Here is a 24,370-nt window from a genome sequence, read left to right as displayed (position 1 = left end):
AATGAGCTGGCCTTGTCGCGAGCAGGCTCGCTCCCTCGGTAGATTGGCGGTGTGTTGTAGATTAGGGCAGCAGGCAACGACCTAAGCCACAGTGATTCTCGAGGCGGGGAGGCGTAGGCCTCCCCGTATCGTTTTTGGAAAGCACATGAATATTCTGATCGTTGGGCCCAGTTGGGTCGGTGATATGGTGATGGCGCAGACACTGTTCCAGTGCCTCAAGCAGCGCCATCCGCAGTGCGAAATCGACGTCCTGGCCCCTGAGTGGAGCCGGCCGATCCTTGAGCGCATGCCCGAAGTACGCAAGGCCTTGAGCTTCCCGCTCGGTCACGGCGTGCTGGAGCTGGCGACCCGCCGGCGTATCGGCAGATCCCTGGCCGGTCAGTATGACCAGGCGATCCTGCTCCCCAATTCGTTGAAATCTGCCCTGGTGCCGTTCTTCGCCGGTATTGCCAAGCGCACCGGTTGGCGCGGCGAGCTGCGCTACGGCCTGCTCAATGATGTGCGCAAGCTGGACAAGGACCGCTATCCGCTGATGATCGAGCGGTTCATGGCCCTGGCCTATGAGCCGGGTGCCGAGCTGCCGAAACCTTATCCGCGGCCGAGCCTGCAGATCGACCCGGTGACCCGTGACGCTGCTTTGGCCAGGTTCGGCCTGAGCCTTGACCGTCCGGTGCTTGCGTTGTGCCCGGGGGCCGAGTTCGGCGAATCCAAGCGCTGGCCGGCCGAGCATTACGCCCAGGTCGCGGAAGCGAAGATCCGTGAAGGCTGGCAAGTGTGGCTGTTCGGTTCAAAGAAGGATCACCCGGTGGGCGAAGACATCCGCTCGCGCCTGATTCCCGGCCTGCGGGAAGAGGCGGTGAACCTCAGTGGCGATACCTCCCTGGCCGAAGCCATCGACCTGCTGTCCTGCGCCGACTCGGTGGTGTCCAACGATTCAGGCCTGATGCACGTGGCGGCGGCCCTGAACCGTCCGCTGGTGGCTGTCTATGGCTCCACCTCGCCGGGCTTTACCCCGCCGCTGGCCGACAAGGTCGAAGTAGTGCGTCTGGGCATCGAATGCAGCCCATGCTTCGACCGCACTTGCCGCTTCGGCCACTACAACTGCCTGCGCCAGCTCATGCCGCCATCGGTGACCGATGCCCTGGCGCGCGTGCAGGGCACCCCCGTGGAGGTCCAGTAACTTGCGGGTATTGCTGATCAAGACCTCCTCCCTGGGCGATGTGGTCCACACCCTGCCGGCATTGACCGACGCCGCGCGAGCGATCCCTGGCATCCGGTTCGACTGGGTGGTGGAAGAAGGTTTCGCCGAGATTCCCACCTGGCACCCGGCCGTGGGCAAGGTCATACCGGTGGCGATTCGGCGCTGGCGCAAGAACCTCTGGCAAACCATCAAGAGCGGCGAGTGGCGAGGCTTCAAGCAGAGCCTGCGGGCGCAAAAGTACGACCTGGTCATTGATGCCCAGGGCCTGCTCAAGAGCGCCTGGCTGACCCGTTACGTCAAGGCTCCGGTGGCCGGCCTGGACAAGCAATCGGCCCGTGAACCCCTGGCCGCGCGGTTCTATTCCCGTCGGTTGGCGGTGGCTCGCGGTCAGCATGCGGTGGAGCGGGTGCGGCAGTTGTTCGCGCTGGCGCTGGGGTATGACCTGCCCCAGACCCTGGGCAACTATGGCCTGAGCGTCGACAAGCTGGTGGAATTGCCGCGCCAATACCCCTACGTGGTGTTCCTGCATGGCACGACCTGGGAGTCCAAGCACTGGCCGGAGCTTTATTGGCGCCAGCTCGCCGAGCGCATGGGGCAGCTCGGCGTGGTGGTGAAGTTGCCGTGGGGCAGCCCCCTGGAAAAGGCCCGGGCCGAGCGCATCGCCAAAGGGCTGCGCAACGCCCAGGTGTTGCCGAAGCTGAACCTGGGCGCTGTGGGCAAGGTGCTGGCCGGCGCTCAGGCCTGCGTGGCCGTGGACACCGGGCTGGGCCACCTGGCCGCGGCGCTGGACGTGCCGACCATCTCCCTGCTCGGCCCCACCAACCCGGTACTCACCGGTGCCTACGGCAAGGGCCAGGTCCACCTTGCCAGTGATTTTCCTTGTGCACCCTGCATGCAGAAACAATGCACCTATCCGCCGACCGCCGAAGATGCCCGGCGGTTTGACCTGAAACGCGAGCAGCCCCTGTGCTTCACGCGTCTGAACCCCGAGCGTGTCGCCAGCCACCTGAGCACGTTATTGGCTGAGGAATCACGCTGATGCAATTGGCTTTTGTCCTGTACAAGTACTTCCCTTTCGGTGGCCTGCAGCGTGACTTCATGCGCATTGCCCTGGAGTGCCAGCGACGCGGTCACCAGATCCGTGTCTACACGCTGATTTGGGAAGGAGACGTGCCGCCCGGCTTCGAGGTGCTGGTGGCGCCGGTCAAGGCGCTGTTCAATCACCGCCGTAACGAGAAGCTCAGTGCGTGGATGGAGGCCGACCTGGCCAAGCGCCCGGTGGACCGTTTGATCGGCTTCAACAAAATGCCCGGCCTGGACGTGTACTACGCCGCCGACGGTTGTTTCGAAGACAAGGCGCAGAACCTGCGCAACTCGCTGTACCGGCGCTGGGGCCGCTACCGGCATTTCGCCGAGTACGAGCGGGCCGTGTTCGCCAAGGATGCGAAAACCGATGTGCTGATGATTTCCGAAGTCCAGCAGCCGCTGTTCATCAAGCACTACGGCACACCGCTGGAACGCTTTCACCTGCTGCCACCGGGCATCGCCCAGGATCGCCGACGGCCCGCCGATGCCGATGACATACGCGCCGCGTTCCGTGCCGAATTCGAACTGGCTGACGACGAGCTGTTGCTGGTGCAGATCGGCTCCGGGTTCAAGACCAAGGGCGTGGATCGCAGCCTCAAGGCCCTGGCCGCGTTGCCGGCGGAACTGAAAAAACGCACCCGATTGTTTGTAATCGGCCAGGACGACCCCAAGGTATTCCAACTGCAGAGCGCCGCGTTGGGTCTGGGCGACAACGTGCGGTTCCTCAAGGGCCGCAGTGACATCCCGCGTTTCCTGTTAGGGGCCGACCTGTTGATCCACCCGGCGTACAACGAAAACACTGGCACCGTGCTGTTGGAAGCGTTGGTGGCCGGTTTGCCGGTGCTGGTCAGCGCGGTGTGCGGGTACGCTCATTACATTGCCGAGGCCGATTGCGGCCTGGTGCTGGACGAGCCGTTCGAACAGGCCCAGCTCACCGAGTACCTGCAGCGGATGCTGAGCGACGCCGAGGCGCGGGCTGCCTGGAGCCGCAACGGCCTGGCTTTCGCCGAAACGGCGGACCTCTACAGCATGCCGCAGCACGCGGCCGACGTGATTCTGGCGGAGCACGCACAATGAAAGTGATGTTGGCCGAACCGTTCAAGAGCCTTTGGGCCGGACGCGATGCGTTCGCCGAAGTCGAAGCGCTCAAGGGCGAGGTCTATCGCGAACTGGAAGCCCGGCGCACCTTGCGCACGGAGGTGGACGGTCGCGGCTTTTTCGTGAAGATCCACCGGGGAATCGGTTGGGGCGAAATCTTCAAGAACCTGCTGACTGTCAAATTGCCGGTCCTGGGAGCGGGGCAGGAATGGAAAGCCATCCAGCGCTTGCAGGAAGTCGGTGTACCCACCATGACGGCCGTGGCCTATGGCGAAAAAGGCAGCAACCCGGCAGACCAGCACTCTTTCATTGTCACCGAGGAGCTGGCGCCTACCATCAGCCTCGAAGATTTCAGCATCGACTGGGTCAGGCAGCCGCCGCAACCGGCACTCAAGCGGGCCCTGATCGCCGAGGTGGCACGCATGACCGGCATGATGCACCGTGCCGGGGTCAACCATCGAGACTGCTACATCTGCCATTTCCTGCTGCACACCGACAAACCGGTCACGGCTGCGGATCTCAAACTGTCGGTGATCGACCTGCACCGTGCCCAGACCCGCCCGGCCATCACCCGGCGCTGGCGCAACAAGGACCTGGCGGCGCTGTATTTCTCGGCGTTGGACATTGGCCTGACACAGCGTGACAAGCTGCGTTTTCTCAAAGGCTATTTCCAGCAGCCGCTGCGCCGGATCCTCGCCGAAGAAGCCACGCTGCTGCGTTGGCTCGAAGGCAAGGCCAACAAGCTCTATGCACGTAAACAACGGTACGGGGACGCGCTCTGATGTCGGGCTGGAATCTGGAACCTGCCTACGCTGAACTGGCGCGGGATTTCGGCAGCCTCGACGCGGTGTTCGCCCTGGAGGGCGAGCGCCTGACACGCGACCCGCTGTCGGAGGTGATCCGGGTACAGCGCAATGGCGTGAACTATTACGTCAAGCGTTACACCGGGGCCGGCAAGGGCCTGCGGCGCTACCTGGGCAGGCCCCGGGTCAAGTCCGAATGGCAGAACCTCAAGCGTTTCGCCAAATGGGGCATTCCCACGGCACAAGTCGTCGCCTGGGGGCTGGAACGGCATGGCGCGGCCTATGCCCGCGGCGCGATGATCACCCGTGAGCTACCCCATACCGAGGACCTTTCCGCCCTGGCCGAGCATCACGACCAGCGCCTGGCCGATCGCGCCTGGGTCGAAAAGGTGAGCCAGCAACTGGCGGGGTACACCCGGATCATGCATGAACATCGTTTCACCCATAACGATTTGAAATGGCGCAATCTGCTGGTGGACGACCAGTCGCGACTGTTCCTGATCGACTGTCCCAACGGTGATTTCTGGCGTGGTTTCTGGCTCAAGTACCGTATCACCAAAGACCTGGCATGCCTGGATAAAGTGGCCAAGTATCACCTGTCCGCCACCCAGCGCCTGCGCTTTTACCTGCAATACCGCCAGCGTGACCGGCTCGATGCGTGCGACAAGAAGCGCATCCGCCATGTAGTGAGATTTTTCGAGGGGCGTGAATGACTGATTTTCTGGCCGCCGAAGACCGGCCCTTGCTGGCGCGTCACGGCCTGGACAGCTTCGAGGCTCTGTGGGCGCGGCAGTTGGACGCCGTGGATGAACCCAATACCTCGGGCGGGGGCTGGAGCAGCGTGTTCCGGCTTGAACTGGAAGGGCAGGGCTATTACCTCAAGCGCCAGAGCAATTACCTGACTCGAACCTGGTCCCATCCCTTCGGCGAGCCGAGCTTTTCCCGGGAGTTTCGCAATATCAGCCGATATCGCGAACTGGGGATCCCGGCGCTGCAAGCAGTGTTCTACGGCCAGCGCAAGGTGGACGGCGAGGTGCGTGCGATCCTGCTGACCCGGGCGCTCGACGGCTGGGACGACCTGGATTCGTTATTGCATCGCTGGCCGGCGCTTACGGTAGAGCAACGCTGCGCCATCCTGCAGACCTGCGGCCAATTGGCGCGGCGCCTGCACGGCATGCGTCAGGTCCATGGCTGTTTCTATCCCAAGCACATCTTCCTGCAGGCGATCGCGAACGGCTACCAGGCCCGGTTGATCGATCTGGAGAAGACTCGACCACTGCTGTTCGGCCAGCGCGACCGGGTCAAGGATCTGGAGCCCTTGCTGCGTCGCGCTCGCGCCTGGAATGACAACGACGTGCGCGAGCTACTGTCTGCCTATCTGGACCAGCCGATCGAAGGGGCACTGGTCGATAGCTGGATGAGCCGCCTTACCGCCCGGCGCAGCCACAAGGAAGCCCATTGATGCAATTGTCCGAACTGAAAGATGCCGGCCGCAGCCCGGTCCTGCCGCTGAGCCTGGAATTGGCGGACGCCGCCGGGCCGGCGCAACTGCAGCTGCTGACGCTGTTGCGAGTGTTGCCGGGGCAGCGTTATGTCGGTGCCGGTGTGTGGCGCGGCCGGCCGGTGTTGGCCAAGTTGCTGGTGGGCAGCAAGGCCGCCCGGCACTTCCAGCGAGAATTGCAGGGCGTGCGCTTGCTGGCCGAGCAGGGCTTGACCACTCCGCTATTGCTTGCCGATGGCCTGAAAGAAGGTGAGGGCGGCTGGTTGCTGTTCGAGTTGCTCGAAGAGGCCGAGAGCCTGGCGGATGCCTGGAAGCAGGTCGAGCACCTGCCCTTGCTGGCGGACGAGCAGACGGCTGTGCTGGCCGAGGCCTTGGGCGCCATTGCCCAGCTGCACAGCAAAGGCCTGTGGCAGGAAGATCTTCATCTGGACAACCTGCTGCGTCATGGCGGCAAGCTCTATCTGATCGACGGTGCCGGCATCCGCGCCGAAACCCCTGGGCAACCCTTGTCGCGACAGAAGGTGCTGGAGAACCTCGGGGTGTTCTTTGCCCAGCTACCCAAGTCCATCGAGCCGTTCAACGAGGAACTGCTGGTGCATTACCTGCTCGGTAACGCCGAGCACGCGCTGCCCATGGAAGCGCTGCAGAAACAGATCGACAAGGTGCAGGCCTGGCGCCTGAAAGATTTCCTGGAGAAGATCGGTCGCGAATGCAGCCTGTTCAGTGTGCAACGGGGACCGTTCGGCCTGCGGGCGATCCGTCGTGACGAGGAGGCAGCCATGGCACCGGTCCTGGCGCAGGCGGATGCCTTGCTTGACCAGGGACACCTGTACAAGACCGGTGGCGCGGCCAGTGTTGGCAAAGTCGAAGTGGACGGTCGTCCCCTGGTGATCAAGCGCTACAACATCAAGAATTTCGCCCACTGGCTCAAGCGCTTCTGGCGCCCCAGCCGTGCCTGGCATTCCTGGCGCGAAGGCCATCGCCTGGCCTTCCTCGGCATCGCCACGCCCAAGCCGCTAGCATTGCTGGAAAAGCGTTTCCTGTGGCTGCGTCGCGGTGCGTACCTGGTGACCGATTACCTGCCTGGGCCCGACATCATCGAGCGCTTCACACCCTACATGGAAAGCGGTGAAGCGCCGGAGCCCGAATTGCTGGCGCTGGACCGTCTGTTCGCCGACCTGATCCGCGAGCGCATCAGCCACGGCGACCTCAAGGGTCACAACCTGTTCTGGCAGCACGACCGCTGGGCGCTGATCGACCTGGACTCGATGTGCCAGCACCGCACCCACGCCAGCTTCGCCCCGGCCTACGCACGTGACCGGGCCCGGTTCATGCGCAACTGGCCTGAGGGCAGCGCCTTGTACCGGGTGATTGACCAGCGGTTGCCCAGAACAATCGATAGCGCCTCGTCCTAGCGAGCAGCGTACGCCGGCAGTCGGATGCAGTCCTGGTGGCGAAGGGGTTCCCGTTGAGTCGCGCCGCGACCCCAAACCCGTTGAGCGCAACCAGGCCGCCGATTTTGGGACTGCTTCGCAGCCAGGCCGGGATGGATCCCCTCCCCACAAGTCCCAGGCGCCGGCTTGCCGTGGCCCCTCCGAACAGTGCGTCCCAGGCTTGCCACTCACCGCTAGAGGCTTAGGATCGCTTTTAAGCTATAATCCCGCCCTTTAGCTGCCCCGCGCCCCGGCACGTGGCACATCATTTTTTCGCGGCGCTTGGCGCCCACATGCAGACATAAGAGGCTAGACCCCTGTGGCATTGACGATTCTTGGCCTGTCCGGCGCCCTTAGCCATGATCCTTCCGCAGCGCTGTACATAGACGGCAAGCTGATCGCGGCGGCCGAGGAAGAGCGCTTCGTACGCGATAAACATGCAAAGAACCGCATGCCCTACGAGTCGGCGAAGTTCTGCCTGGAGCAGGCCGGCATCAAGCCTTCCGACGTCGATGTGGTGGCGATTCCATTCGCCCCGATCAGCCTGTTCGGCGAGGCTCGCTGGCATTACGCCAAGCGTTACTGGTACGCCCCGGACCGCGCCCTCGACGCGATTCTGATGGGGAACCGCCGCTACAAGCGCTATCGCCGCAAGATCGTCTGGTGCCTGGAGCAACTGGGCTTCGACCCGAAGAAAATCAAGATCGAGCCGGTCGAGCACCACCTGGCCCACGCCTCCAGCGCCTATCACTGCTCAGGCTTCCAGGAAAAGACCGCGATCCTGGGCATCGACGGCAAGGGTGAGTACGCCACGACCTTTTTCGGCTACGGCGAAAACGGCAAGATCCACAAGATCAAGGAATTCTACGATCCGGACTCCTTGGGCGGCCTGTACGGCGCCATTACCGAGTTCCTCGGGTTCGAGATGCTCGATGGCGAATTCAAGGTCATGGGCATGGCGCCCTATGGCGACGCCAGCAAGTACGATTTCTCGCGCCTGGCCTCGTTCGAGAATGGCGAGCTGGTGATCAACACCGACTACGCCAACGTGATCGGCCTGCGTCGCTACAAGGAGAAGGGCAAGGGCTTCTACTTCTCGCCGAAGCTGATCGAATGGCTCGGCCCGAAACGTGAAGGCGACATCGCCGACGAGCCGTACATTCACTACGCGGCCAGCATGCAGGCGCTGTTCGAGAAGCTCGCGCTGCAGATGATCGATCACTACCTGGGCGACATACTCAAGGAAACCGGCAAGCTGGCGTTCGCCGGCGGCTGCGCCTTGAACGTCAAGCTGAACCAGAAGATCATCGCCCGCGACGACGTCAAGGAACTGTTCGTGCAACCGGCCTCCGGCGACGCCGGCACCGCAGTGGGGGCGGCTGCCTATGTGTCCCACGCTCGCGGCGTACCGGTGGAGAAGATGGAGCATGTCTACCTCGGCCCAGCCTACAGCAACGAAGACGTGATCGCCGCGTGTGCCCGTCATCCAAGCAGACCGGCGTGGCGCAAGATCGACAACACGCCCGAGCGCATCGCCCGGATCATGGTCGACGGCAATCCGGTGGCCTGGTTCCAGGGGCGCATGGAGTTCGGTCCGCGTGCCCTGGGCGGTCGCTCGATCATCGGTTGCCCGAGCGCCACTGGCGTGGCCGATCGCATCAATGAGCAGATCAAGTTCCGCGAGCGCTGGAGGCCCTTCTGCCCTTCGATGCTCGACACCGTCGCGCCGCAGATGATCAAGGTCGATCACCCCGCGCCGTTCATGACCTTCACTTTCGAAGTGGCCGAGGAATGGAAGACCCGCGTACCGGAAGTCGTCCATGAGGACGGTACGTCCCGTGCCCAGGTGCTCAAGCGCGAATACAACCCGCGCTACTACGACATGATGAAGGCCCTGGAAGTACTGACGGGCAATGGCGTGTCCTTGAACACTTCGCTCAACCGTCGTGGCGAACCGATGATCTGCTCGCCCACCGATGCGCTGAACATGTTCTATGGTTCCGACCTGCAGTACCTGATCATGGAAGACATCCTGGTGGTCAAAGACGGCGTGGACGCTTATGACACGCTCGGCTGAGCGACATGTGCTGCAGTTCTGCCACGGTTATGACGGGCCGTTCCTCGACTGTGCCCGTCAATACGCCAGTCTGTTCGCCGGCACTGGCTATCGCGTGACCACGGTGTTCCTCACCGGCGCTGCCGACGCCGAGGTCGCTGCCGGCTGTGCCTCGGACGAGGTGCTGTTCATGGAATACAGCTCCAGTGCCGTGCGCGGCCTGAAGCTGGGCGCCATCGCCGATCTGCGCAGGATCGTCGCCTCACGCAATTTCAGTTTCTGCATTGCTCACCGCTTCAAGCCAATCTATATCGCCCTGCTGGGCACCCGCCTGCCGGTGATAGGCGTGCACCATGCCTTTGGGGACTATCAGCGGCGGACCCGCCGGCTGTTCGCCCATGTCTACCGCAAGCGCCTGAGCTTGCTTGGCGTCTCTGACGCGGTGCGCGACGACATGCGTCGCTGTCTGCCGAAATGGCCGGCCAGCCGGATCCAGACCCTCTACAACCGTATTGACCTCGACGCGACGCAGGCCAGCCTGCTTTCCCGGGATGAGGCGCGGCAGACCCTCGGGCTGGATTCGAACGCCTGGATCATCGGCAATGTCGGCCGCCTGCACCCGGACAAGGACCAGGCCACGCTATTGCGAGGTTTCGCCGCGGCGCTGGCGCATCTGCCTGGCAACAGCCAGCTGGCGATTCTCGGCAAGGGGCGCCTGGAGAAAGACCTTCGAGAGCTGTCCCTGGAGCTGGGCATTGCCGACCGTGTGCTGTTTCTCGGTCAGGTGCCCGAGGCGCGTCGCTATTTTCGCGCCTTCGATGTGTTTGCCCTGAGTTCCGATCACGAACCGTTCGGCATGGTATTGCTCGAAGCCATGGCCGCTGGCGTGCCATTGCTGGCCACGGCCTGTGGCGGGGCGAAGGAGGTGGTCGAGGGCGTGGGCATCCTGTTCCCGCTGGGTGACGCCGAGCATATGGCCCAGGGGCTGCAGCACCTGGCGGCCATGGACGATCTGCAGCGTCGTCAATGTGCCGAACTGATGCTCGACCGCTTGCGTGAACGCTTCTCGGATCGCGCCGTACGCGAGGCTTTCTGGCGTCTGCCACAAGTGACCGAACTGGCGCCGGGGGCCTGATGTTCAATCGATTTCAAGGCTGGCGCGAACGCGGTTGGACAGCCGTAGACGCTTCGGTCTATGCCCAGGCCTGGCAACGTTTTGGTGGCAGCGTGGCAACCCATCCCGTGGTGGTGGAGCGCCTCGCGGCCCTGGCTGGCATCCCCGTGCGATACCTGGCCTATGAGCAGCAGGGTGAGCTCAAGGCGGCGATTCCCACCTGGGGGCGCGACCTGGCGTTGTCCAAGGACGTGCTCAAGCGCAACGGCAAGAAAGGCCTGTTCGACCTGGGCAATGCCGAGCTGATCCTGCCGGCGGCGCCCGATGCCCTGGCACCGTTGCGTCATCGTGGACGTTACCTGTCGGCCCTCAACGAAGGACGTTTCAGTGGCTTGAAGCCACAAAAAGAACAGCTGGCCATGGCCCGCACGCCGGAAGAACTGTCGAAGAAGTTTCGCTATAACCAGCGCCGCGAGTTGCGTTTGCTGGAAGAGGCTGGTGGTGTGGTTAGGCCGGTCGAAGCGTTCTCCAGCGACGAGCTGGCCGCGATCTACTGTGATCTGTTCCTGCGTCGCTGGGGCTTTGCGGCCACCGGAGCCGAGCGCATGGGCGAAGTGATCGAATTGCTGCGCGAACTGCTCATCGGTTCGGTGATTTTGCTCAACGATGCGCCGATTGCCATTCAACTGGTGTATCGCGTCGAAGCGCCTGAATGGATCAGCGTCGAGTACATCAACGGCGGTGTCGACCCGCAGACCCGTGAGTTCAGCCCTGGCAGTGTCTTGAGCTTCCTCAATACCCAAGGGGCCTGGGAGCATGCCCGTGCCCTCGGCAAGCCGATGCGTTTCTCTTTCGGCCGGGCAGACCGGGAATATAAGGACCGTTGGTGCAACCCCGTGCCGGTGTTCAGCGTATGAACCTGCCCTTGAGTCGCAAGCAGCAATTGCTCAAGCGCCACCGTCGCAACAAGCGCGTCGTGCTGTTGCTCGCCCTCATGGTGCTGGTCCTGTCGGGTGTGCTGGTCGCCTGGTGGTTGCCATTGTTGCTCGCGGTCCTGGGCTGGATGGCCCATGAGGCATGGTTCGCCGACCATCTGTTCTATTCGCCTCGGGAGGACTATCTGTACAGCTTCCCGCCGTTCACCCAGCAGCCCAAGGTGCATCTCGATGCCGGGCGGTTGCGATTGGACGAGGGGGTGATGCTGGATGAAGGGGCGACGTTGATCCTGGCGCTACGGGTCAAGAGTACCTGGTTGGGGCGCTTCATCGATCCGGTCGTCGTATTGTCGGGCGGTGAGTATTCGGATCGGCAGACTTTCGAGCGCGGGGTCAACGGCGTGCGCTACCTCAACCTCAGTGAGCAAGGGGCCGCGCTGACCGCTGGCGAGCTGCGCTTGCGGGGGCGCTTCTGCCGCTTGCTGGGGGGAGCGACCTTATGGTCCTTCGCACCCGTGGACATGCGCCATCAAAGGGTGATGGTCATCGCCCCTCATGCCGACGATGCGGAATTGGCCGCGTACGGCTTGTACAGCCAGGCTGACGAAGCCTGGGTCGTGACGCTGACCGCTGGCGAGATAGAAGCCGAACACTATCAACGGATGGGGCTGGACCGCATCGAGGCGGCTCGGCTCAAGGGACGCCTGCGTGCCTGGGACAGCATCGCGGTGCCGCGCTGGGCCGGGGTGCCGGAAACACATTGTGTGCAACTGGGATACTTCTGCCTGCAATTGGCGGCGATGCAAGCGACGCCCGGCCAGCCGCAAGGGTCGCGCGAGGCGGACCTGAGTGATACCCGGCTGTTTCGTCAGATGAACCCGTTTGCCTTGCCTGGCGATGTCGATGGGGCACCGACCTGGAACAACCTGCTGGCCGATCTGCGCGAGCTGATCCTCAAGGCTCGCCCCGACGTCATCGTGCTGCCGCATCCAACCCTGGACCCGCACCCCGATCACCTCTGCGCCCATCAGGCCGTCCTGCAAGCCCTCGAAGGCTTGGAGTGGCAGCCCGCAACGCTGCTGGGTTATGCCAACCACCTGCATGACAATGACCGCTGGCCAATGGGCAATGCAGGGGAGGGGGTCGCCTTGCCGCCGTTTTTCGATCCGGATCGGTCGATGCAGCCCCTGAGCCTGCCTCTGTCATTGAGGGGGCAGCGGGACAAGGCCATGGCGCTGGGGATGATGCACGACTTGCAACCGTCTGCGCCATTGAAGCGCCGAGTGAGGCGATTGATACAGCGCTTTATGGCGGGTAGAGTTATTCCCGTTTATGGTGAGAACGAATTTTTCCGCAAGGCGGTCAGGCGTCACGAACTTTTTTGGTTGTTGAAACCTTCTGAAGCGAAAATAAAACATAAATGACGCATAACAGGCCCTGGCGTCTTCGTCCTTAGTGAAGGTGAGTTGTTTTGATCAATCCCTGCCCGCGTATTCTTTTTATCATTCCTTACTTCGGCCGTTGGCCTTTCTGGATGCCATTGTTCCTTGAGAGCTGTCGGCGTAACGCTGATATCGATTGGCTGATATTCAGCGATTGTGGCGTGCCGGAAAATCTTCCGCCAAACGTGACGGTAGAAAGCATGACGTTCGCAGCCTATTGCCAGTTGGTTTCCCGGAAACTGGATATCGATTTCAGGCCTGCCGAGCCTTATAAATTGTGCGATATCAAGCCCGCCCTTGGTTACATCCATGTCGACCGCCTCGACGGCTATGATTTCTGGGCTTTTGGCGATATTGACCTGATATATGGCAACCTCCGGCAATACTTCACCGCTGAGCGCCTGGCCCGGTATGACCTGTTTTCAACCCATGAGCGACGTGTCGCTGGGCATTTGTGCCTGATGCGCAACACTGCACGCAAGCGTGAAGTGTTCAAGCTGATGAAGAACTGGAAAGAGCGTTTTACCGACGACGAACATCACGCCTTGGACGAGGGGGCGTTCAGCCGCATTTTCCTGTGGCGAAAGAATTTTCCCAAGCCGCTGTTTTCCCTGGTCGGAAAATTCAATCCATGGCGTCGAAGCAGCGAGTTCATCGAAGCGTTCAGTACGCCGGGCGGTTGCATAAAGTGGCACGACGGTTCGCAAGACTTCCCTCATCGCTGGTACTGGCGCGACGGCTTCCTCACCAATGATCGAGATGGGGAGCGTGCTTTTCCTTATTTTCATTTTGTTTCCTGGAAGCACAATGAATGGTCGGCATTGCCTGTCCCCGATACTGCATCGATCAAACAACTGGCGGCGACATCCTCCTGGGAGATCGACGCGACAGGTTTCCATCAGGGAAAGTTATGAGCCAGCGTTTGAAATGGATGCAGTCGAGTTGTTTTGAAACATTAAGCAACATATTTTCCTTGGTCCGATAGGAAGACGATGAAAGTTCTATTCCTGGTGCAGAAAGAACAACGGGCCATTCTTGATCGGCTTTATGAAGGTGTTGCCGCCCATTGCGAATGTGACCTGCGTTGGCTCGACAGTGGTGAACAGCGCAACCTGCGGGGCTATTTCAGGCGCCATGTGGACGTGTCGCGTTACGACCGGATCGTCTTTTTCCTGCGCTTCAAGCAGGAGATCCGCCAGGCCGGATTCATCCGTACGGTCCCCAACCTGGTGATCCTCGAACACGATGCCTACCAGAACTATATTGCGTGCAAATACACTGGAAAATTCAGTGCTCATTACCGCCGCCTGCCTTGGGCACGGGTGATCAGTTCCGGCTTCACGGTCGCCGAGCGTCTGCGCGGGGAAGGTTTCGATGCGGTATTCGTGCCCAAGGGCTACGATCAATCCTTGTTGCAGGATCAGGGGCGCGAGCGGGATATCGAGTTGGCTTTTGTCGGCAGCACCAACAGCGTTGCCTACAGTGGCCGCAAGGCTCTGCTGGACGAGTTGGGGCGCGTCGAGCCGCTGGTGGTGACCCGCACCAAGTCGGGCGAAGAATATTGCGAGACGCTCAATCGTATCCGCTTTTTCGTCAGCGCCGATGTGGGCATGGGGGAGTTCATGATCAAGAACTTCGAAGCCATGGCCTGTGGCTGCGTGCTGCTGGCGTTCGACCAGGGCGCCGATGAGGCCCGGGCGTTGGGCCTGCAGGACATGCAGAACGTCGTGTTGTATCGCGACATCCCGCAGCTTCAGGAAAAGCTCGCTCAGCTTCGTGCCGATCCCGCAATGGCGCAGGGTATCGCGCGCAACGGCCAGAAACTGGCGCTGGAGCAGTTCAGCTTTGCACGCATAGGCCAGAAGATTGTCGAGGCGCTGGAGCCGCCGTTGCGGCCTCGTGCGCCTTTGAGCCTGCTTGAAAAACTGCGCCTGAGGCTGGGCGTTTGACAGGAATCGTTCGGCTGCCCGATGCGGGGTAGCGTTTAACTAAATGGTATTTCAGGTGCAATTTTCCGAAGAGAGTGACATTACCCTGGTGGTAACCAGTTGCGGTCGGCTCGATCTGCTCAAGCGGACTCTGGAGAGCTTCGACCGTTTCAATACCGCGCCTATCCGGGAAGTCTTCATCACCGAGGATGCCGGCGATGAAGGGGTACATGAGGTCATTCCGGCGCATTGGAAAGATCACTGCACAGTTTTCGTCAACAGGCCGAAGCTGGGACAACTGGCCTCGATCGACCTGGCCTATGGGCACGTCAAGACCCCTTATATCTTTCACTGCGAGGACGACTGGGAATTCTATCGGCCGGCCTTCGTGGAAGATTCGCGTGCCATTCTCGAGCAGCGTCCCGATATTCTCCAGGTGTGGTTGCGCAACTATGTTTACGATTTGTGCGTACATAGCCCTTACATACACCTGGGCGATCGTGAAGTCATCGCTGGAGTGGCCTGTTACCCGTTGATCTCCGACAAGCCTGAATGGCAGAGCTTTTCGCTCAATCCCGGGCTACGACGGCTGAAGGAGTATCGCTTGTGTGCCCCGTTTGCCGGCTTCGGAGGCGAAAAAGCCCTGTCGCTTCGCTATGCACAGCTGAACTTGACGGCGGTCACGCTGGAAGCAGATGCTGTTTTGCACACTGGTTTCGGGGATCACGTCGAAGTACCTGTGGAACGTCAGCGCAAGGCGCGCCGCAGGCGTCGCGAGCAGATCAAGCTGGCTCTGGTTCTCTTGCTCGGAGTCTGCATTGGCTGGCTCATCAATTTTTAAATGCCCGGCAGCACGAATCCCGGAACGCGATGAAAGGTTTGCTGCTCAATGAGCATTATTAACGTCATGTGGGCGGGCGGTTCGCCGTTCGCTTCGGTACACAAAGTCCATCACCAGATCCTCTCGCAGCTCGAACCTGCGATGCCGGTCAAGACATGGTTCTTGCAGGGCGCGGGCGTGGCCTGTCAGGTCAACATGGGGCAGGCGCTAGAGTGGCGTCTCTCGTCGGCCCGTCTGAAGGGGCGACATGTCTGGCGGTTATTCAAGCCCTTGATGCGTAAGCGATTCCGACAGGCACTGCTCGACAGCGATGCTCGCGTCGTGCTGCTGGACGGTCTGGGTGTCGCCCGGACCTTGTTGCCTGTCCTCGAGGGCATGCCACACATACAGGTGGTGGTGATTTTCCACGGTGCGACGCGGATAAAAGCTGAAAGTCGTGAGCTGCTGCGTGGCTTCCCTGCTTCACGCCTGGCGCTGGTGGCGGTTTCCCAGACCCTTGCGACCGCGTTGCAGAACGCGCTAGGGCTGCCGGTGACGGTACTGCGCAGCGCGTTCGACCCGGCGGCTTTCCAGCACGCACTCATCCCGCGCCAGGAAGCCCGTACTCGCTTGGGCTTGCCTTCTGGCGGTCTGCGGATATTTGGAGCCGTTGGACGCCTGGTGGACGACAAGGGCTTCGCCTGCCTGCTGGAGGCGTTTGCCCTTGCAGCGGCAAACCAGCCTGATTGGCGCCTGGTCATTGTCGGTGAAGGGCCGCGGCGCGAGGCGCTTCAGGCGCGGATCGCCCAACCGGATCTACGAGGGAAAGTGTTGCTGATGGGGCATCTGGATGATGTCGCAACGCTTTACAAGGCGTTTGACTGGGTGGTGATCCCCTCTCTTGAGGAAGGGCTCGGGCTGATCCTGCAAGAAGCGGTCATGGCCGGTATTCCGGTGCTCAGCAGCCAGCTGGCGGTGTTTCGCGAACAGCTGGGCGATGCGGGGCGGTACGCTCCGGCGAATGATATCAACGCCTGGAGCGAGGCACTCCTCCAGGCTTCACAGGGGTCGGCAGAAGCGGTCGCGGCGGCTCAATATCAAGCGCTGGCGCCTGACCAGGCTTGGCTTAGCTTCAGCCAGACCGCACGGCAACTGTTTTCAGGCAGGCAATAGCGCTTCTTCCAACGCCTGCATCGGAAAGCTCCCGTTCAGGTTCTCTCGGGCAATATAACGGGCGAAATGCTGCAAGTTGCGGCGCGTCAGATGCCGCGGCAAGGGCGCGCGCAAAAAGCGCATATCGGCCACATCGATCAGGCCCAGTTCGTTTTCCGGAGTGACGACGATGTTGCCCAGGTGTAGCGAGCGGAAGTAGATACCGCTGGCGTGCAGCCTGCGGATCAGTTCGATCAATTCCGGAAGCATTTGCTGCCAACTGAAATCTTCCTGATTGGATATTTGACGCAGGGTTTTTCCAGGAAGCGGCCGATACTGTACGGCGGTCATGCCGGGGCTTGGCAATTTATAGGAAGCCAGCACGTCGAGGGTCGGTACGCCAAGCTCTCGCAAGCGAGCCGCGTTGCGGATGAACCGTACCGAATATGGCCGTAGAAGAGCCGAAGAAAAAAGCCGCTTGCGGCGAAATAACTTAAGGATGTTGCCATCCTGCAACAGATAGACTTTTGGGCCGGAGCTGTCGGCCTCCAGAATGCTGGCGCCTTCAATCAGTTGATTCAAAGCGGCTTGGGGAAGCCGTGTAAATTGCATCGTAGGGAAACCTTGTTGAAAGGGCCGGTACCTTGGCGGGCCATGATGCCCAAAAGTTTTTGTTTTAACCATGCCTGTTTGGCAGGTGAACCGTTTAGGAGCGAAGATGCAAGCAACACGTTGGGCACAGCGATGGATGGCCTTTGGCTTGTTCTGGTTTCTGCTGGCAATCGCCCTGGCACCAACCAATAAGATTTATCAACAGGGCCTTGTTATCTTTGTCTGGTTGCCTGCAATTCTGTTTGCCTGGCCGGCGCGTCATCGGTTGGCAGAGCTGTGGCGTGCCCAGCGTGTCATCTACACCGCGCTGCTGGCACTTGTAGTCTGGTCGCTGATCACCCTGTGCTGGGCCGATGCACCGGAGCCGGCGCGTGAGGCCAAGCGGTTGCTCTACATCCTGGTGTTCCTCTTGTACTTTGCGATCCTGGCCGACGGCCAGCCCGAGCGAGTCATCCGCATCATGCAATGGGGGGGAGTGGGGCTTGCCCTGACGGCCTTGATGGCGATCGTTCATTTCTACGGCGTTCAAAACAATCCCTGGGTGGCCCGCCTGGAAGGACTGGGCGAGTTGTCCCATCCAATCCTTGGCGGCTACGTGATTGGCCTGGCGGCGATCTGGCTGTTGCACTGGGTGCCTCGTTCCATCGGCCTGCAGGTTGTTTGGGCGGTGGCCCTGGCACTGTTGGGCGTATTCGTCGTGATGAGCCAGAGCCGTGGCGCGGCGTTGGCCTTGCTGCTCAGCGTCCTGGCCATGCCTATCTATTGCCGCGACCAGCGTACCCGTGTGATCGCAGCCATCGCCCTGGTGCTGGCGATGCTGACCTTCTGGCTGCTCGAACCGATGGTCCTGGCGCGTGGTGCTTCCTACCGGCCCGAGATCCTCATGTCGAGCCTGCACATGATTGCCGAGCATCCGTGGGGTGGTCTGGGCCTGGCGGCAGACTATCGGATCCCGGTTGGCGGTATTTCCTTTGACCACGCACACAACCTGTTCAGCCATGTTGCGATCCAGCTTGGATTGCCGGGGCTGGCGCTGTGGTGCATTGTCTGGTTCGCCGTGCTGCGCGAAGTCTGGCATGCACGGGAGAGTCTGCTGGGGCGGGGTGTGCTCGGCATGTGGATATTCTCGTTCCTGGCGATGCAGTTCGATGCCGCGAGCCTGACCGGAACGCCGCGCGCCGAGTGGTTCATCAGCTGGCTGCCGATCGGTTTGGCCGGTGTTTTGACCTGGGCGCGGGTCAAGCCGGGTGGCTGTGATAAAATTCCGCGTTCTTCCTAACCAGTGAGCTCTACGATGAGTGATGCACCGCCCAAAGCGGAACAGGACTCCAGCCTGAAAATCTATTTTCGGCTGCTGGGATACGTCAAACCCTACGTGGGCATCTTTTTGCTGAGTATCGTGGGTTTCGTGATATTTGCTTCCACCCAGCCCATGCTGGCCGGGATCCTCAAATATTTCGTCGATGGCTTGAGCAACCCCGATGCGGTGCTCTTTCCCAACGTGGCCTACCTCAAGGACTTGAAGCTGCTGATGGCGGTGCCGCTGCTGATCATCCTGATCGCCGCCTGGCAGGGCCTGGGGTCGTTTCTGGGCAACTATTACCTGGCCAGGGTTTCCCTTGGGCTGGTCCATGACCTGCGGGTCGAGCTGTTCAACAAGCTGCTGGTGCTGCCCAACCGCTATTTCGATACCCACAATTCGGGGCACCTGATTTCCCGCATCACGTTTAACGTGACCATGGTCACCGGTGCTGCCACCGATGCCATCAAGGTGGTGATCCGCGAAGGCCTCACCGTGGTGTTCCTCTTCGTTTACCTGGTCTGGATGAACTGGAAACTGACCTTGGTGATGCTGGCGATCCTGCCGCTGATCGCATTCATGGTCGGCAATACCAGCAAGAAATTCCGCAAGCAGAGCAAGAAAATCCAGGTGGCCATGGGCGACGTCACGCACGTGGCGTCCGAGACCATCCAGGGCTATCGCGTCGTGCGCAGCTTTGGCGGCGAAGCCTACGAAGAACAGCGTTTTGCCCGGGCCAGCCAGGGCAATACCGAAAAACAGCTGCGCATGACGCGTACGGGCGCTGTCTATACGCCAATGTTGCAACTGGTGATCTACACCGCCATGGCGGCCCTGATGTTCCTGGTGCTGTTCCTGCGCGGGGATGCCACGGCCGGTGATCTGGTGGCCTACATCACGGCCGCGGGCCTGCTGCCCAAGCCGATCCGCCAGCTTTCGGAAGTCAGTTCCACCATCCAGAGAGGCGTGGCCGGTGCGGAAAGCATCTTCGAGCAACTGGATGTCGCGCCGGAAATCGACAACGGTACGGTCGAGCAGGAACGCGTCAGCGGCCGTCTCGATGTGCGCAACCTGAGTTTCACCTACCCCGGTGCCGACCGCGAGGTCCTCAAGGACATCAGCTTCACGGCAGCGCCTGGGCAGATGATAGCCCTGGTGGGGCGTTCGGGCAGTGGCAAGTCGACCCTGGCGAGCCTCATCCCGCGCTTCTATCACCATGAAGTCGGCCAGATCCTGCTCGATGATGTGGAAATCGAGGACTATCGCTTGCGCAACCTGCGCCGGCATGTCGCCCAGGTGACCCAGCACGTCACGCTGTTCAACGACACCGTGGCCAACAATATCGCCTATGGCGACCTGGCCGGCGCGCCACGGGCCGATATCGAGAAAGCTGCCCGTGATGCCTACGCCATGGATTTCATCGAGCAGTTGCCCAAGGGGCTGGATACCGAAGTGGGTGAGAACGGCGTGCTGCTGTCCGGTGGCCAGCGTCAGCGCCTGGCCATTGCCCGGGCACTGTTGAAGAATGCGCCGTTGCTGATTCTCGACGAGGCCACCTCGGCACTGGATACCGAGTCCGAGCGGCATATCCAGGCGGCCTTGGACCAAGTGATGAAAGGTCGGACCACCCTGGTCATTGCCCACCGCCTGTCGACTATCGAGAAAGCCGATCTGATCCTGGTCATGGACCAGGGGCGTATCGTCGAGCGCGGCACCCACGGCGAACTGCTTGCCCAGAACGGCTACTACGCACGCCTGCACGCCATGGGCCTGGATGCGCCAGCCCAGGACATCGCCTGATACAGCGTGATACCCGCGGGAGCATCCGAGCTCCCGCGGGCATTTGTATCCAATGGGTTACCTGTGTGAACCAACCCGCCATAAATCCGCGCGCCGCGTTTGATAACGTCCTGGCTACAGGACTTTTCCTGAACGACCTTCACTGATCGATGAGACGATCCCCTTCGCGCGGGTACTCCAATGCTGCAACGTTATCTCTGGAAACTGTTGCCCAAGTCGCAACGCTCCTTTCTGTTGGGCCGCCTGTCGATTGTCGATCGGCAAGCCGTCAACAAATCATTGTCGGCCAACTGCCGCTTCCCCGAAGCCTTCGCCCAGCGCGCCTGCCTGTTCATCCATGTTCCCAAATGCGCCGGCAGCAGTGTCTGCGTGGGCATGTTCGATGGTTTCAGCCCCGGGCATCTACCGCTGTACTGGTACGAGGAGCAGTTTGCGGAGCAATACGCCGCCAGCTTCAAGTTCGCTTTTGTCCGTGATCCTCTGGAGCGTGCCTATTGCGCCTATGCTTTCCTGCGCGGCAATCAGCTGGGGCCGCGGGACCAAAGGGCGCAAGCGCTGGTGAGGCATTACCGTGACTTCGACGATTTCGTCGCCCGCTGGCTGCATCCGGAGAATGTCGCGCGTCAGTTGCATTTCGCCCCACAGACTGAATTTCTCACCGATTCCCTCGGTCACCTGGCGATGGACTTCATCGGTTATCAGGAACATATGGGTCGAGATTTTCGGCGGGTATGCGAGCATCTGGGCCTTGCCGCTACACTGCCTCATGTGAACCGCACCGCGCAGCGTACCTCGATGCCGGTCCGGGAAATCTGTTCGGTGCGTACCCGCCGGCTGGTTCGGCGGGTTTACCAGCGCGACTACGAGATGCTCGGCTATGAATGAGACGTCAAAGGTATCGATGCAACAGGTGCAGATCCGCCCCTACGCGCCGGCGCTTACCCCCGGTGACCGGGCCGCGCTCAAGTCCCAGCGGCCGCGTTGTATCTGGCTGACCGGTTTGTCGGGAGCCGGCAAGTCGACGCTGGCCAATGCCCTGGAGGTGCAGCTCAACCAGCAGGGGTTGCACACCTGTCTGCTCGACGGCGACAACCTGCGCCAAGGGTTGTGCCGCGACCTGGGGATGGATGACGCGGCCCGCAGCGAGAATGTCCGGCGCATTGCCGAGGTTGCGCGGTTGATGGTGGACGCCGGCCTGATCGTCATCGTCGCGGCGATCTCTCCGTTTCGCAATGATCGGGATGCGGCCCGGCGGTTATTTCCTGAAAAAACGTTTCTGGAAGTGTATGTAAGCACGCCTTTCGAGATCTGCGCCCAGCGTGATCCCAAGGGGTTGTATCGCGAGGCTTGCGCCGGGCGGATCAAGAATTTCACCGGTCTGGACAGCCCCTACGAAGCGCCGCTGGCGCCCGAATGCGAAATCAATACTTGCGAGGTCGAGCTGTCCCAGGCATGTGACCGGCTGGCGGCATTGCTGAAACAGGAATAATGGCGCGGCTTCCCACCGCCATGGACGAGCCTTCGTCCACCCTGTGCTAATATCGCCGCCCTGTTCATTTTGTATGTGGGATGCTCCATGAAGTTGTCGATGCCGCGATTCGATCAAGCCCCTGTCCTGGTGGTCGGCGATGTCATGCTCGACCGCTATTGGCATGGCGGTACCTCACGGATTTCCCCTGAGGCGCCGGTGCCGGTGGTCAAGGTCGAACACATCGAGGATCGTCCCGGTGGCGCGGCCAACGTCGCGTTGAACATTGCCGCCCTCGGCGCGCCGGCCTCCCTGATCGGCGTCACCGGCGACGACGAGGCCGCCGACAGCCTGTCCAACAGCCTCAGGGGCGCTGGCGTGCGGGCACGATTCCAGCGCATCGCGCACCAGCCGACCATCGTCAAGCTGCGGGTCATGAGCCGTCACCAGCAACTGCTGCGGATCGATTTCGAAGAACCGTTCGCCACCGATCCCCTGGCCCTTGGAGCCGAGGTCGACCAGATGCTCGAAGGCATCAAGGTCCTTGTGTTGTCGGACTACGGCAAGGGCGCGTTGAAGAATCATCAGGTGTTGATCCAGGCCGCGCGTGCCCGTGGCATCCCGGTGCTGGCCGATCCCAAGGGCAAGGATTTTTCCATTTACCGTGGCGCGAGCCTGATCACGCCGAACCTCAGCGAGTTCGAAACCATCGTCGGCGGTTGTGCCGACGAGCATGAACTGGTGAGCAAAGGCGCCCGGTTGATGCAGGACCTCGATCTGGGGGCCCTGCTGGTGACCCGCGGCGAGCACGGCATGACCCTGCTGCGTCCCGACCACCCGGCGTTGCACCTGCCAGCCCGCGCCCGTGAAGTCTTCGACGTGACCGGTGCCGGTGATACGGTGATTTCCACCCTGGCCGCGGCGATTGCCGCTGGGGAGGAATTGCCGCACGCGGTGGCCCTGGCGAACCTGGCGGCAGGCATCGTGGTTGGCAAGCTCGGTACGGCTGCCATCAGCGCCCCGGAACTTCGTCGTGCGATCCAGCGTGAAGAAGGTTCCGAGCGCGGTGTGCTGGGGCTGGAGCAGTTGCTGCTGGCCGTTGACGATGCCCGTGCCCACAACGAGAAGATCGTGTTCACCAATGGCTGCTTCGACATCCTGCATGCCGGCCATGTGACCTATCTCGAGCAGGCCAGGGCACAGGGCGATCGCCTGATCGTTGCGGTCAACGACGACGCTTCCGTGAGCCGTCTCAAGGGGCCGGGTCGGCCGATCAACAGCGTCGACCGGCGCATGGCCGTCCTGGCCGGCCTGGGCGCGGTGGACTGGGTGATCAGCTTCAGCGAAGGCACCCCGGAAAACCTGCTGCGCCAGGTCAAGCCGGACGTGCTGGTAAAGGGCGGCGACTACGGGATCGACCAGGTCGTGGGTGCGGACATCGTCACCGCCTATGGCGGTACCGTGAAGGTGCTCGGGCTGGTGGAAAACAGCTCGACGACAGCGATTGTGGAGAAGATCCGCAATAACTGAGTCCGGCGATTGCGACTAAATGAAGGCGAAGAGCCTTTGTGGCGAGGGAGTCTAGCGATACGTCCCCTCGGCACAGGTCCGGCTTGACTGGTCGCTCTTCGTCCTAACGAGCCACCTTGCGCGGAACGATTTTCTTGAGCAACTGCCGGGCCTTGCCCTTGAGCCGGGTCAGGCCCGACTCCTTGCCCGGAGGCGTCAGCCCTTGCTGGCGCAACCAATCCTTCCAGCGAATCCGCTCCTCCCGCACCAGCCAGCCATCCTGCTTTGCGAAGCTTTCCGCCAGATACAACCCACGGGTGCTGGCCGGGTAGAGCTGGTCCTTTTTCAGGGTGTACAGCTCGGGCAAGGGTTGGCCGTCGTGCAGCGGCATCAGGTAGAGGTCGGGCCGTTTGCGATCAAGCGTGGCCACCAATTGGTCACCCTCGAGGCGCTCATCCACATGAAACAGGCTCAGGGACTTGGCTTCCCGGGGCACATCCAGGCGCAAATCGTAGATCAGTTGCAAGGATGCCGTCGGCAGATGCACATAGGCTCTTGGTCGCTCGATCAGCTGCAGGTTGGCACTGCGCACCGGGCGGGCCGAGCCGGACAGCGGTGCCAGGCGAAACGGCAAGGCTTCGCGATAATGCAGGGCAGCGGCGTAAGGGGCCGGCAGCCAGGTATCGTTGAAGCGTCCGCCGAGCCAGCCTTCGGGGGTTTCCAGCAGGCATTCCTCGGCGATTTCCTGGATGGCGGTCAGTAGCGGCAGGTTCAGTTCATGGGCCGGGACGTAGCCGGAAATCAGCTTGAGCACCACGTCGCCGCGATCCTGCCGCCGCTGGCGCACCAGCACCCAGTAGTCGCGGTTCTGCCAATGCAGGGTCAGGCGCACCGAGACCCCCAGGTTGGCCAGCTCCAGGGAAAAGCGTTCGGCATCGGCCACCGTCACCGGCCGACGGCGTTGCAGGGTCTGGGCGAAGTTCAGCGGCATTCCCACGCTCTGGTAGGTCAGGCCTTCGGGAGTCGCTTCGACATACAGGGGCAGGGTCTTGAAGTTGCTGGGGTTCTTTCTGATGAGCGTACGCGGCATGTCGACTCCTTCTTCATGCCGC

General features: G+C 61.6%; 22 protein-coding genes. 20 read left to right on the top strand and 2 right to left on the bottom strand.

The genetic code is table 11. The annotated features are described in order from the left end of the window. Window positions 1-145 precede the first annotated feature (145 nt). The 15 genes from waaF to BT179_RS17405 all read left to right on the top strand — a co-directional run bounded on the left by waaF (window position 146) and on the right by BT179_RS17405 (window position 16,590). Window positions 146-1,180 (top strand): lipopolysaccharide heptosyltransferase II, encoded by a 1,035-nt coding sequence (gene waaF / locus BT179_RS17475; protein ID WP_072432172.1) that lies wholly within the window; start codon window positions 146-148, stop codon window positions 1,178-1,180. Between the two features lies 1 nt (window position 1,181). After that, a complete protein-coding gene (gene waaC / locus BT179_RS17470) occupies window positions 1,182-2,240 on the top strand; it encodes a lipopolysaccharide heptosyltransferase I (RefSeq protein WP_072432171.1) in 1,059 nt (352 codons plus the stop codon). Beyond that, complete coding sequence (locus tag BT179_RS17465) at window positions 2,240-3,364, top strand: glycosyltransferase family 4 protein (protein WP_072398552.1); 1,125 nt, start codon at window positions 2,240-2,242, stop codon at window positions 3,362-3,364. Before waaC ends, BT179_RS17465 begins: the two co-directional genes overlap by 1 nt. Further along, window positions 3,361-4,167, top strand: coding sequence for a lipopolysaccharide core heptose(I) kinase RfaP (gene rfaP, locus BT179_RS17460; RefSeq protein ID WP_072432170.1), 807 nt, complete (start codon window positions 3,361-3,363; stop codon window positions 4,165-4,167). The genes BT179_RS17465 and rfaP overlap by 4 nt, the downstream gene beginning before the upstream one ends. After that, on the top strand, window positions 4,167-4,901 hold the full coding sequence (locus BT179_RS17455) for a lipopolysaccharide kinase InaA family protein (RefSeq protein WP_072398550.1): 735 nt from the start codon (window positions 4,167-4,169) through the stop codon (window positions 4,899-4,901). The genes rfaP and BT179_RS17455 overlap by 1 nt, the downstream gene beginning before the upstream one ends. Next, a complete protein-coding gene (locus BT179_RS17450) occupies window positions 4,898-5,650 on the top strand; it encodes a lipopolysaccharide kinase InaA family protein (protein WP_072432169.1) in 753 nt (250 codons plus the stop codon). Before BT179_RS17455 ends, BT179_RS17450 begins: the two co-directional genes overlap by 4 nt. Beyond that, window positions 5,650-7,104 (top strand): lipopolysaccharide kinase InaA family protein, encoded by a 1,455-nt coding sequence (locus tag BT179_RS17445; RefSeq protein WP_072398548.1) that lies wholly within the window; start codon window positions 5,650-5,652, stop codon window positions 7,102-7,104. The genes BT179_RS17450 and BT179_RS17445 overlap by 1 nt, the downstream gene beginning before the upstream one ends. A gap of 337 nt (window positions 7,105-7,441) precedes the next feature. Continuing rightward, window positions 7,442-9,199 carry a carbamoyltransferase family protein gene (locus BT179_RS17440; RefSeq protein WP_072432168.1) on the top strand — a complete coding sequence of 586 codons (1,758 nt, stop codon included), beginning with the start codon at window positions 7,442-7,444 and terminating at the stop codon, window positions 9,197-9,199. Next, on the top strand, window positions 9,183-10,313 hold the full coding sequence (locus BT179_RS17435) for a glycosyltransferase (RefSeq protein ID WP_072432167.1): 1,131 nt from the start codon (window positions 9,183-9,185) through the stop codon (window positions 10,311-10,313). Before BT179_RS17440 ends, BT179_RS17435 begins: the two co-directional genes overlap by 17 nt. After that, the gene (locus BT179_RS17430) at window positions 10,313-11,209 is read left to right on the top strand and encodes an antimicrobial resistance protein Mig-14 (protein WP_072432166.1); all 897 of its coding nucleotides are present in this window, start codon (window positions 10,313-10,315) and stop codon (window positions 11,207-11,209) included. The genes BT179_RS17435 and BT179_RS17430 overlap by 1 nt, the downstream gene beginning before the upstream one ends. Window positions 11,210-11,217: 8 nt before the next feature. Then, window positions 11,218-12,651, top strand: coding sequence for a PIG-L deacetylase family protein (locus BT179_RS17425; RefSeq protein ID WP_072432185.1), 1,434 nt, complete (start codon window positions 11,218-11,220; stop codon window positions 12,649-12,651). Window positions 12,652-12,698: 47 nt separating this feature from the next. Then, on the top strand, window positions 12,699-13,583 hold the full coding sequence (locus BT179_RS17420) for a DUF6625 family protein (protein WP_072432165.1): 885 nt from the start codon (window positions 12,699-12,701) through the stop codon (window positions 13,581-13,583). Between the two features lie 78 nt (window positions 13,584-13,661). Beyond that, window positions 13,662-14,618: a glycosyltransferase family protein gene (locus BT179_RS17415; RefSeq protein WP_072398543.1), complete on the top strand. Its 957-nt coding sequence runs from the start codon at window positions 13,662-13,664 to the stop codon at window positions 14,616-14,618. A 55-nt stretch (window positions 14,619-14,673) separates the two neighbouring features. Beyond that, window positions 14,674-15,438: a glycosyltransferase family protein gene (locus BT179_RS17410; RefSeq protein WP_072398576.1), complete on the top strand. Its 765-nt coding sequence runs from the start codon at window positions 14,674-14,676 to the stop codon at window positions 15,436-15,438. Window positions 15,439-15,486: 48 nt separating this feature from the next. Continuing rightward, the gene (locus BT179_RS17405) at window positions 15,487-16,590 is read left to right on the top strand and encodes a glycosyltransferase (RefSeq protein WP_072432164.1); all 1,104 of its coding nucleotides are present in this window, start codon (window positions 15,487-15,489) and stop codon (window positions 16,588-16,590) included. On the opposite strand, the gene BT179_RS17400 is transcribed toward BT179_RS17405, so the two are convergent. Further along, window positions 16,576-17,181 (bottom strand): BUD32 family EKC/KEOPS complex subunit, encoded by a 606-nt coding sequence (locus BT179_RS17400; RefSeq protein WP_072432163.1) that lies wholly within the window; start codon window positions 17,179-17,181, stop codon window positions 16,576-16,578. The two genes, BT179_RS17405 and BT179_RS17400, sit on opposite strands and share 15 nt — an antisense overlap. 106 nt (window positions 17,182-17,287) lie before the next feature. On the opposite strand from BT179_RS17400, the gene BT179_RS17395 reads away from it, so the two are divergent. The 5 genes from BT179_RS17395 (at window position 17,288) to hldE (ending at window position 23,279) form a co-directional block, all read left to right on the top strand. Further along, window positions 17,288-18,460, top strand: a complete 1,173-nt coding sequence (locus BT179_RS17395; RefSeq protein ID WP_072432162.1) for an O-antigen ligase family protein — start codon at window positions 17,288-17,290, stop codon at window positions 18,458-18,460. Between the two features lie 15 nt (window positions 18,461-18,475). Continuing rightward, window positions 18,476-20,281, top strand: coding sequence for a lipid A export permease/ATP-binding protein MsbA (gene msbA, locus BT179_RS17390; RefSeq protein WP_072398539.1), 1,806 nt, complete (start codon window positions 18,476-18,478; stop codon window positions 20,279-20,281). 180 nt (window positions 20,282-20,461) lie between these two features. Continuing rightward, window positions 20,462-21,166, top strand: a complete 705-nt coding sequence (locus BT179_RS17385) for a sulfotransferase family 2 domain-containing protein (RefSeq protein WP_072398538.1) — start codon at window positions 20,462-20,464, stop codon at window positions 21,164-21,166. Continuing rightward, window positions 21,159-21,770: an adenylyl-sulfate kinase gene (gene cysC, locus BT179_RS17380; RefSeq protein WP_072432161.1), complete on the top strand. Its 612-nt coding sequence runs from the start codon at window positions 21,159-21,161 to the stop codon at window positions 21,768-21,770. Before BT179_RS17385 ends, cysC begins: the two co-directional genes overlap by 8 nt. Before the next feature lie 87 nt (window positions 21,771-21,857). Then, on the top strand, window positions 21,858-23,279 hold the full coding sequence (gene hldE / locus BT179_RS17375) for a bifunctional D-glycero-beta-D-manno-heptose-7-phosphate kinase/D-glycero-beta-D-manno-heptose 1-phosphate adenylyltransferase HldE (RefSeq protein ID WP_072398536.1): 1,422 nt from the start codon (window positions 21,858-21,860) through the stop codon (window positions 23,277-23,279). Between the two features lie 103 nt (window positions 23,280-23,382). On the opposite strand, the gene BT179_RS17370 is transcribed toward hldE, so the two are convergent. Continuing rightward, window positions 23,383-24,348: a metal ABC transporter ATPase gene (locus tag BT179_RS17370; RefSeq protein WP_072398535.1), complete on the bottom strand. Its 966-nt coding sequence runs from the start codon at window positions 24,346-24,348 to the stop codon at window positions 23,383-23,385. Between the last annotated feature and the right edge of the window lie 22 nt (window positions 24,349-24,370).

It is taken from the genome of Pseudomonas sp. NFACC43 (genome assembly GCF_900119645.1).
In the GTDB taxonomy this organism is placed as follows: domain Bacteria; phylum Pseudomonadota; class Gammaproteobacteria; order Pseudomonadales; family Pseudomonadaceae; genus Aquipseudomonas.
This window is presented reverse-complemented; position numbering and strand designations above follow the sequence as displayed.

Coding starts and splice junctions, on each gene's coding strand:
- rfaP (WP_072432170.1), top strand. CDS start 3,361: ATGAAAGTGATGTTGGCCGAACCGTTCAAGAGCCTTTGGGCCGGACGC.
- msbA (WP_072398539.1), top strand. CDS start 18,476: ATGAGTGATGCACCGCCCAAAGCGGAACAGGACTCCAGCCTGAAAATC.
- BT179_RS17465 (WP_072398552.1), top strand. CDS start 2,240: ATGCAATTGGCTTTTGTCCTGTACAAGTACTTCCCTTTCGGTGGCCTG.
- waaF (WP_072432172.1), top strand. CDS start 146: ATGAATATTCTGATCGTTGGGCCCAGTTGGGTCGGTGATATGGTGATG.
- BT179_RS17395 (WP_072432162.1), top strand. CDS start 17,288: ATGCAAGCAACACGTTGGGCACAGCGATGGATGGCCTTTGGCTTGTTC.
- hldE (WP_072398536.1), top strand. CDS start 21,858: ATGAAGTTGTCGATGCCGCGATTCGATCAAGCCCCTGTCCTGGTGGTC.
- BT179_RS17455 (WP_072398550.1), top strand. CDS start 4,167: ATGTCGGGCTGGAATCTGGAACCTGCCTACGCTGAACTGGCGCGGGAT.
- BT179_RS17400 (WP_072432163.1), bottom strand. CDS start 17,181: ATGCAATTTACACGGCTTCCCCAAGCCGCTTTGAATCAACTGATTGAA.
- BT179_RS17415 (WP_072398543.1), top strand. CDS start 13,662: ATGAAAGTTCTATTCCTGGTGCAGAAAGAACAACGGGCCATTCTTGAT.
- BT179_RS17445 (WP_072398548.1), top strand. CDS start 5,650: ATGCAATTGTCCGAACTGAAAGATGCCGGCCGCAGCCCGGTCCTGCCG.
- cysC (WP_072432161.1), top strand. CDS start 21,159: ATGAATGAGACGTCAAAGGTATCGATGCAACAGGTGCAGATCCGCCCC.
- BT179_RS17405 (WP_072432164.1), top strand. CDS start 15,487: ATGAGCATTATTAACGTCATGTGGGCGGGCGGTTCGCCGTTCGCTTCG.
- BT179_RS17450 (WP_072432169.1), top strand. CDS start 4,898: ATGACTGATTTTCTGGCCGCCGAAGACCGGCCCTTGCTGGCGCGTCAC.
- BT179_RS17435 (WP_072432167.1), top strand. CDS start 9,183: ATGACACGCTCGGCTGAGCGACATGTGCTGCAGTTCTGCCACGGTTAT.
- BT179_RS17370 (WP_072398535.1), bottom strand. CDS start 24,348: ATGCCGCGTACGCTCATCAGAAAGAACCCCAGCAACTTCAAGACCCTG.
- BT179_RS17385 (WP_072398538.1), top strand. CDS start 20,462: ATGCTGCAACGTTATCTCTGGAAACTGTTGCCCAAGTCGCAACGCTCC.
- BT179_RS17430 (WP_072432166.1), top strand. CDS start 10,313: ATGTTCAATCGATTTCAAGGCTGGCGCGAACGCGGTTGGACAGCCGTA.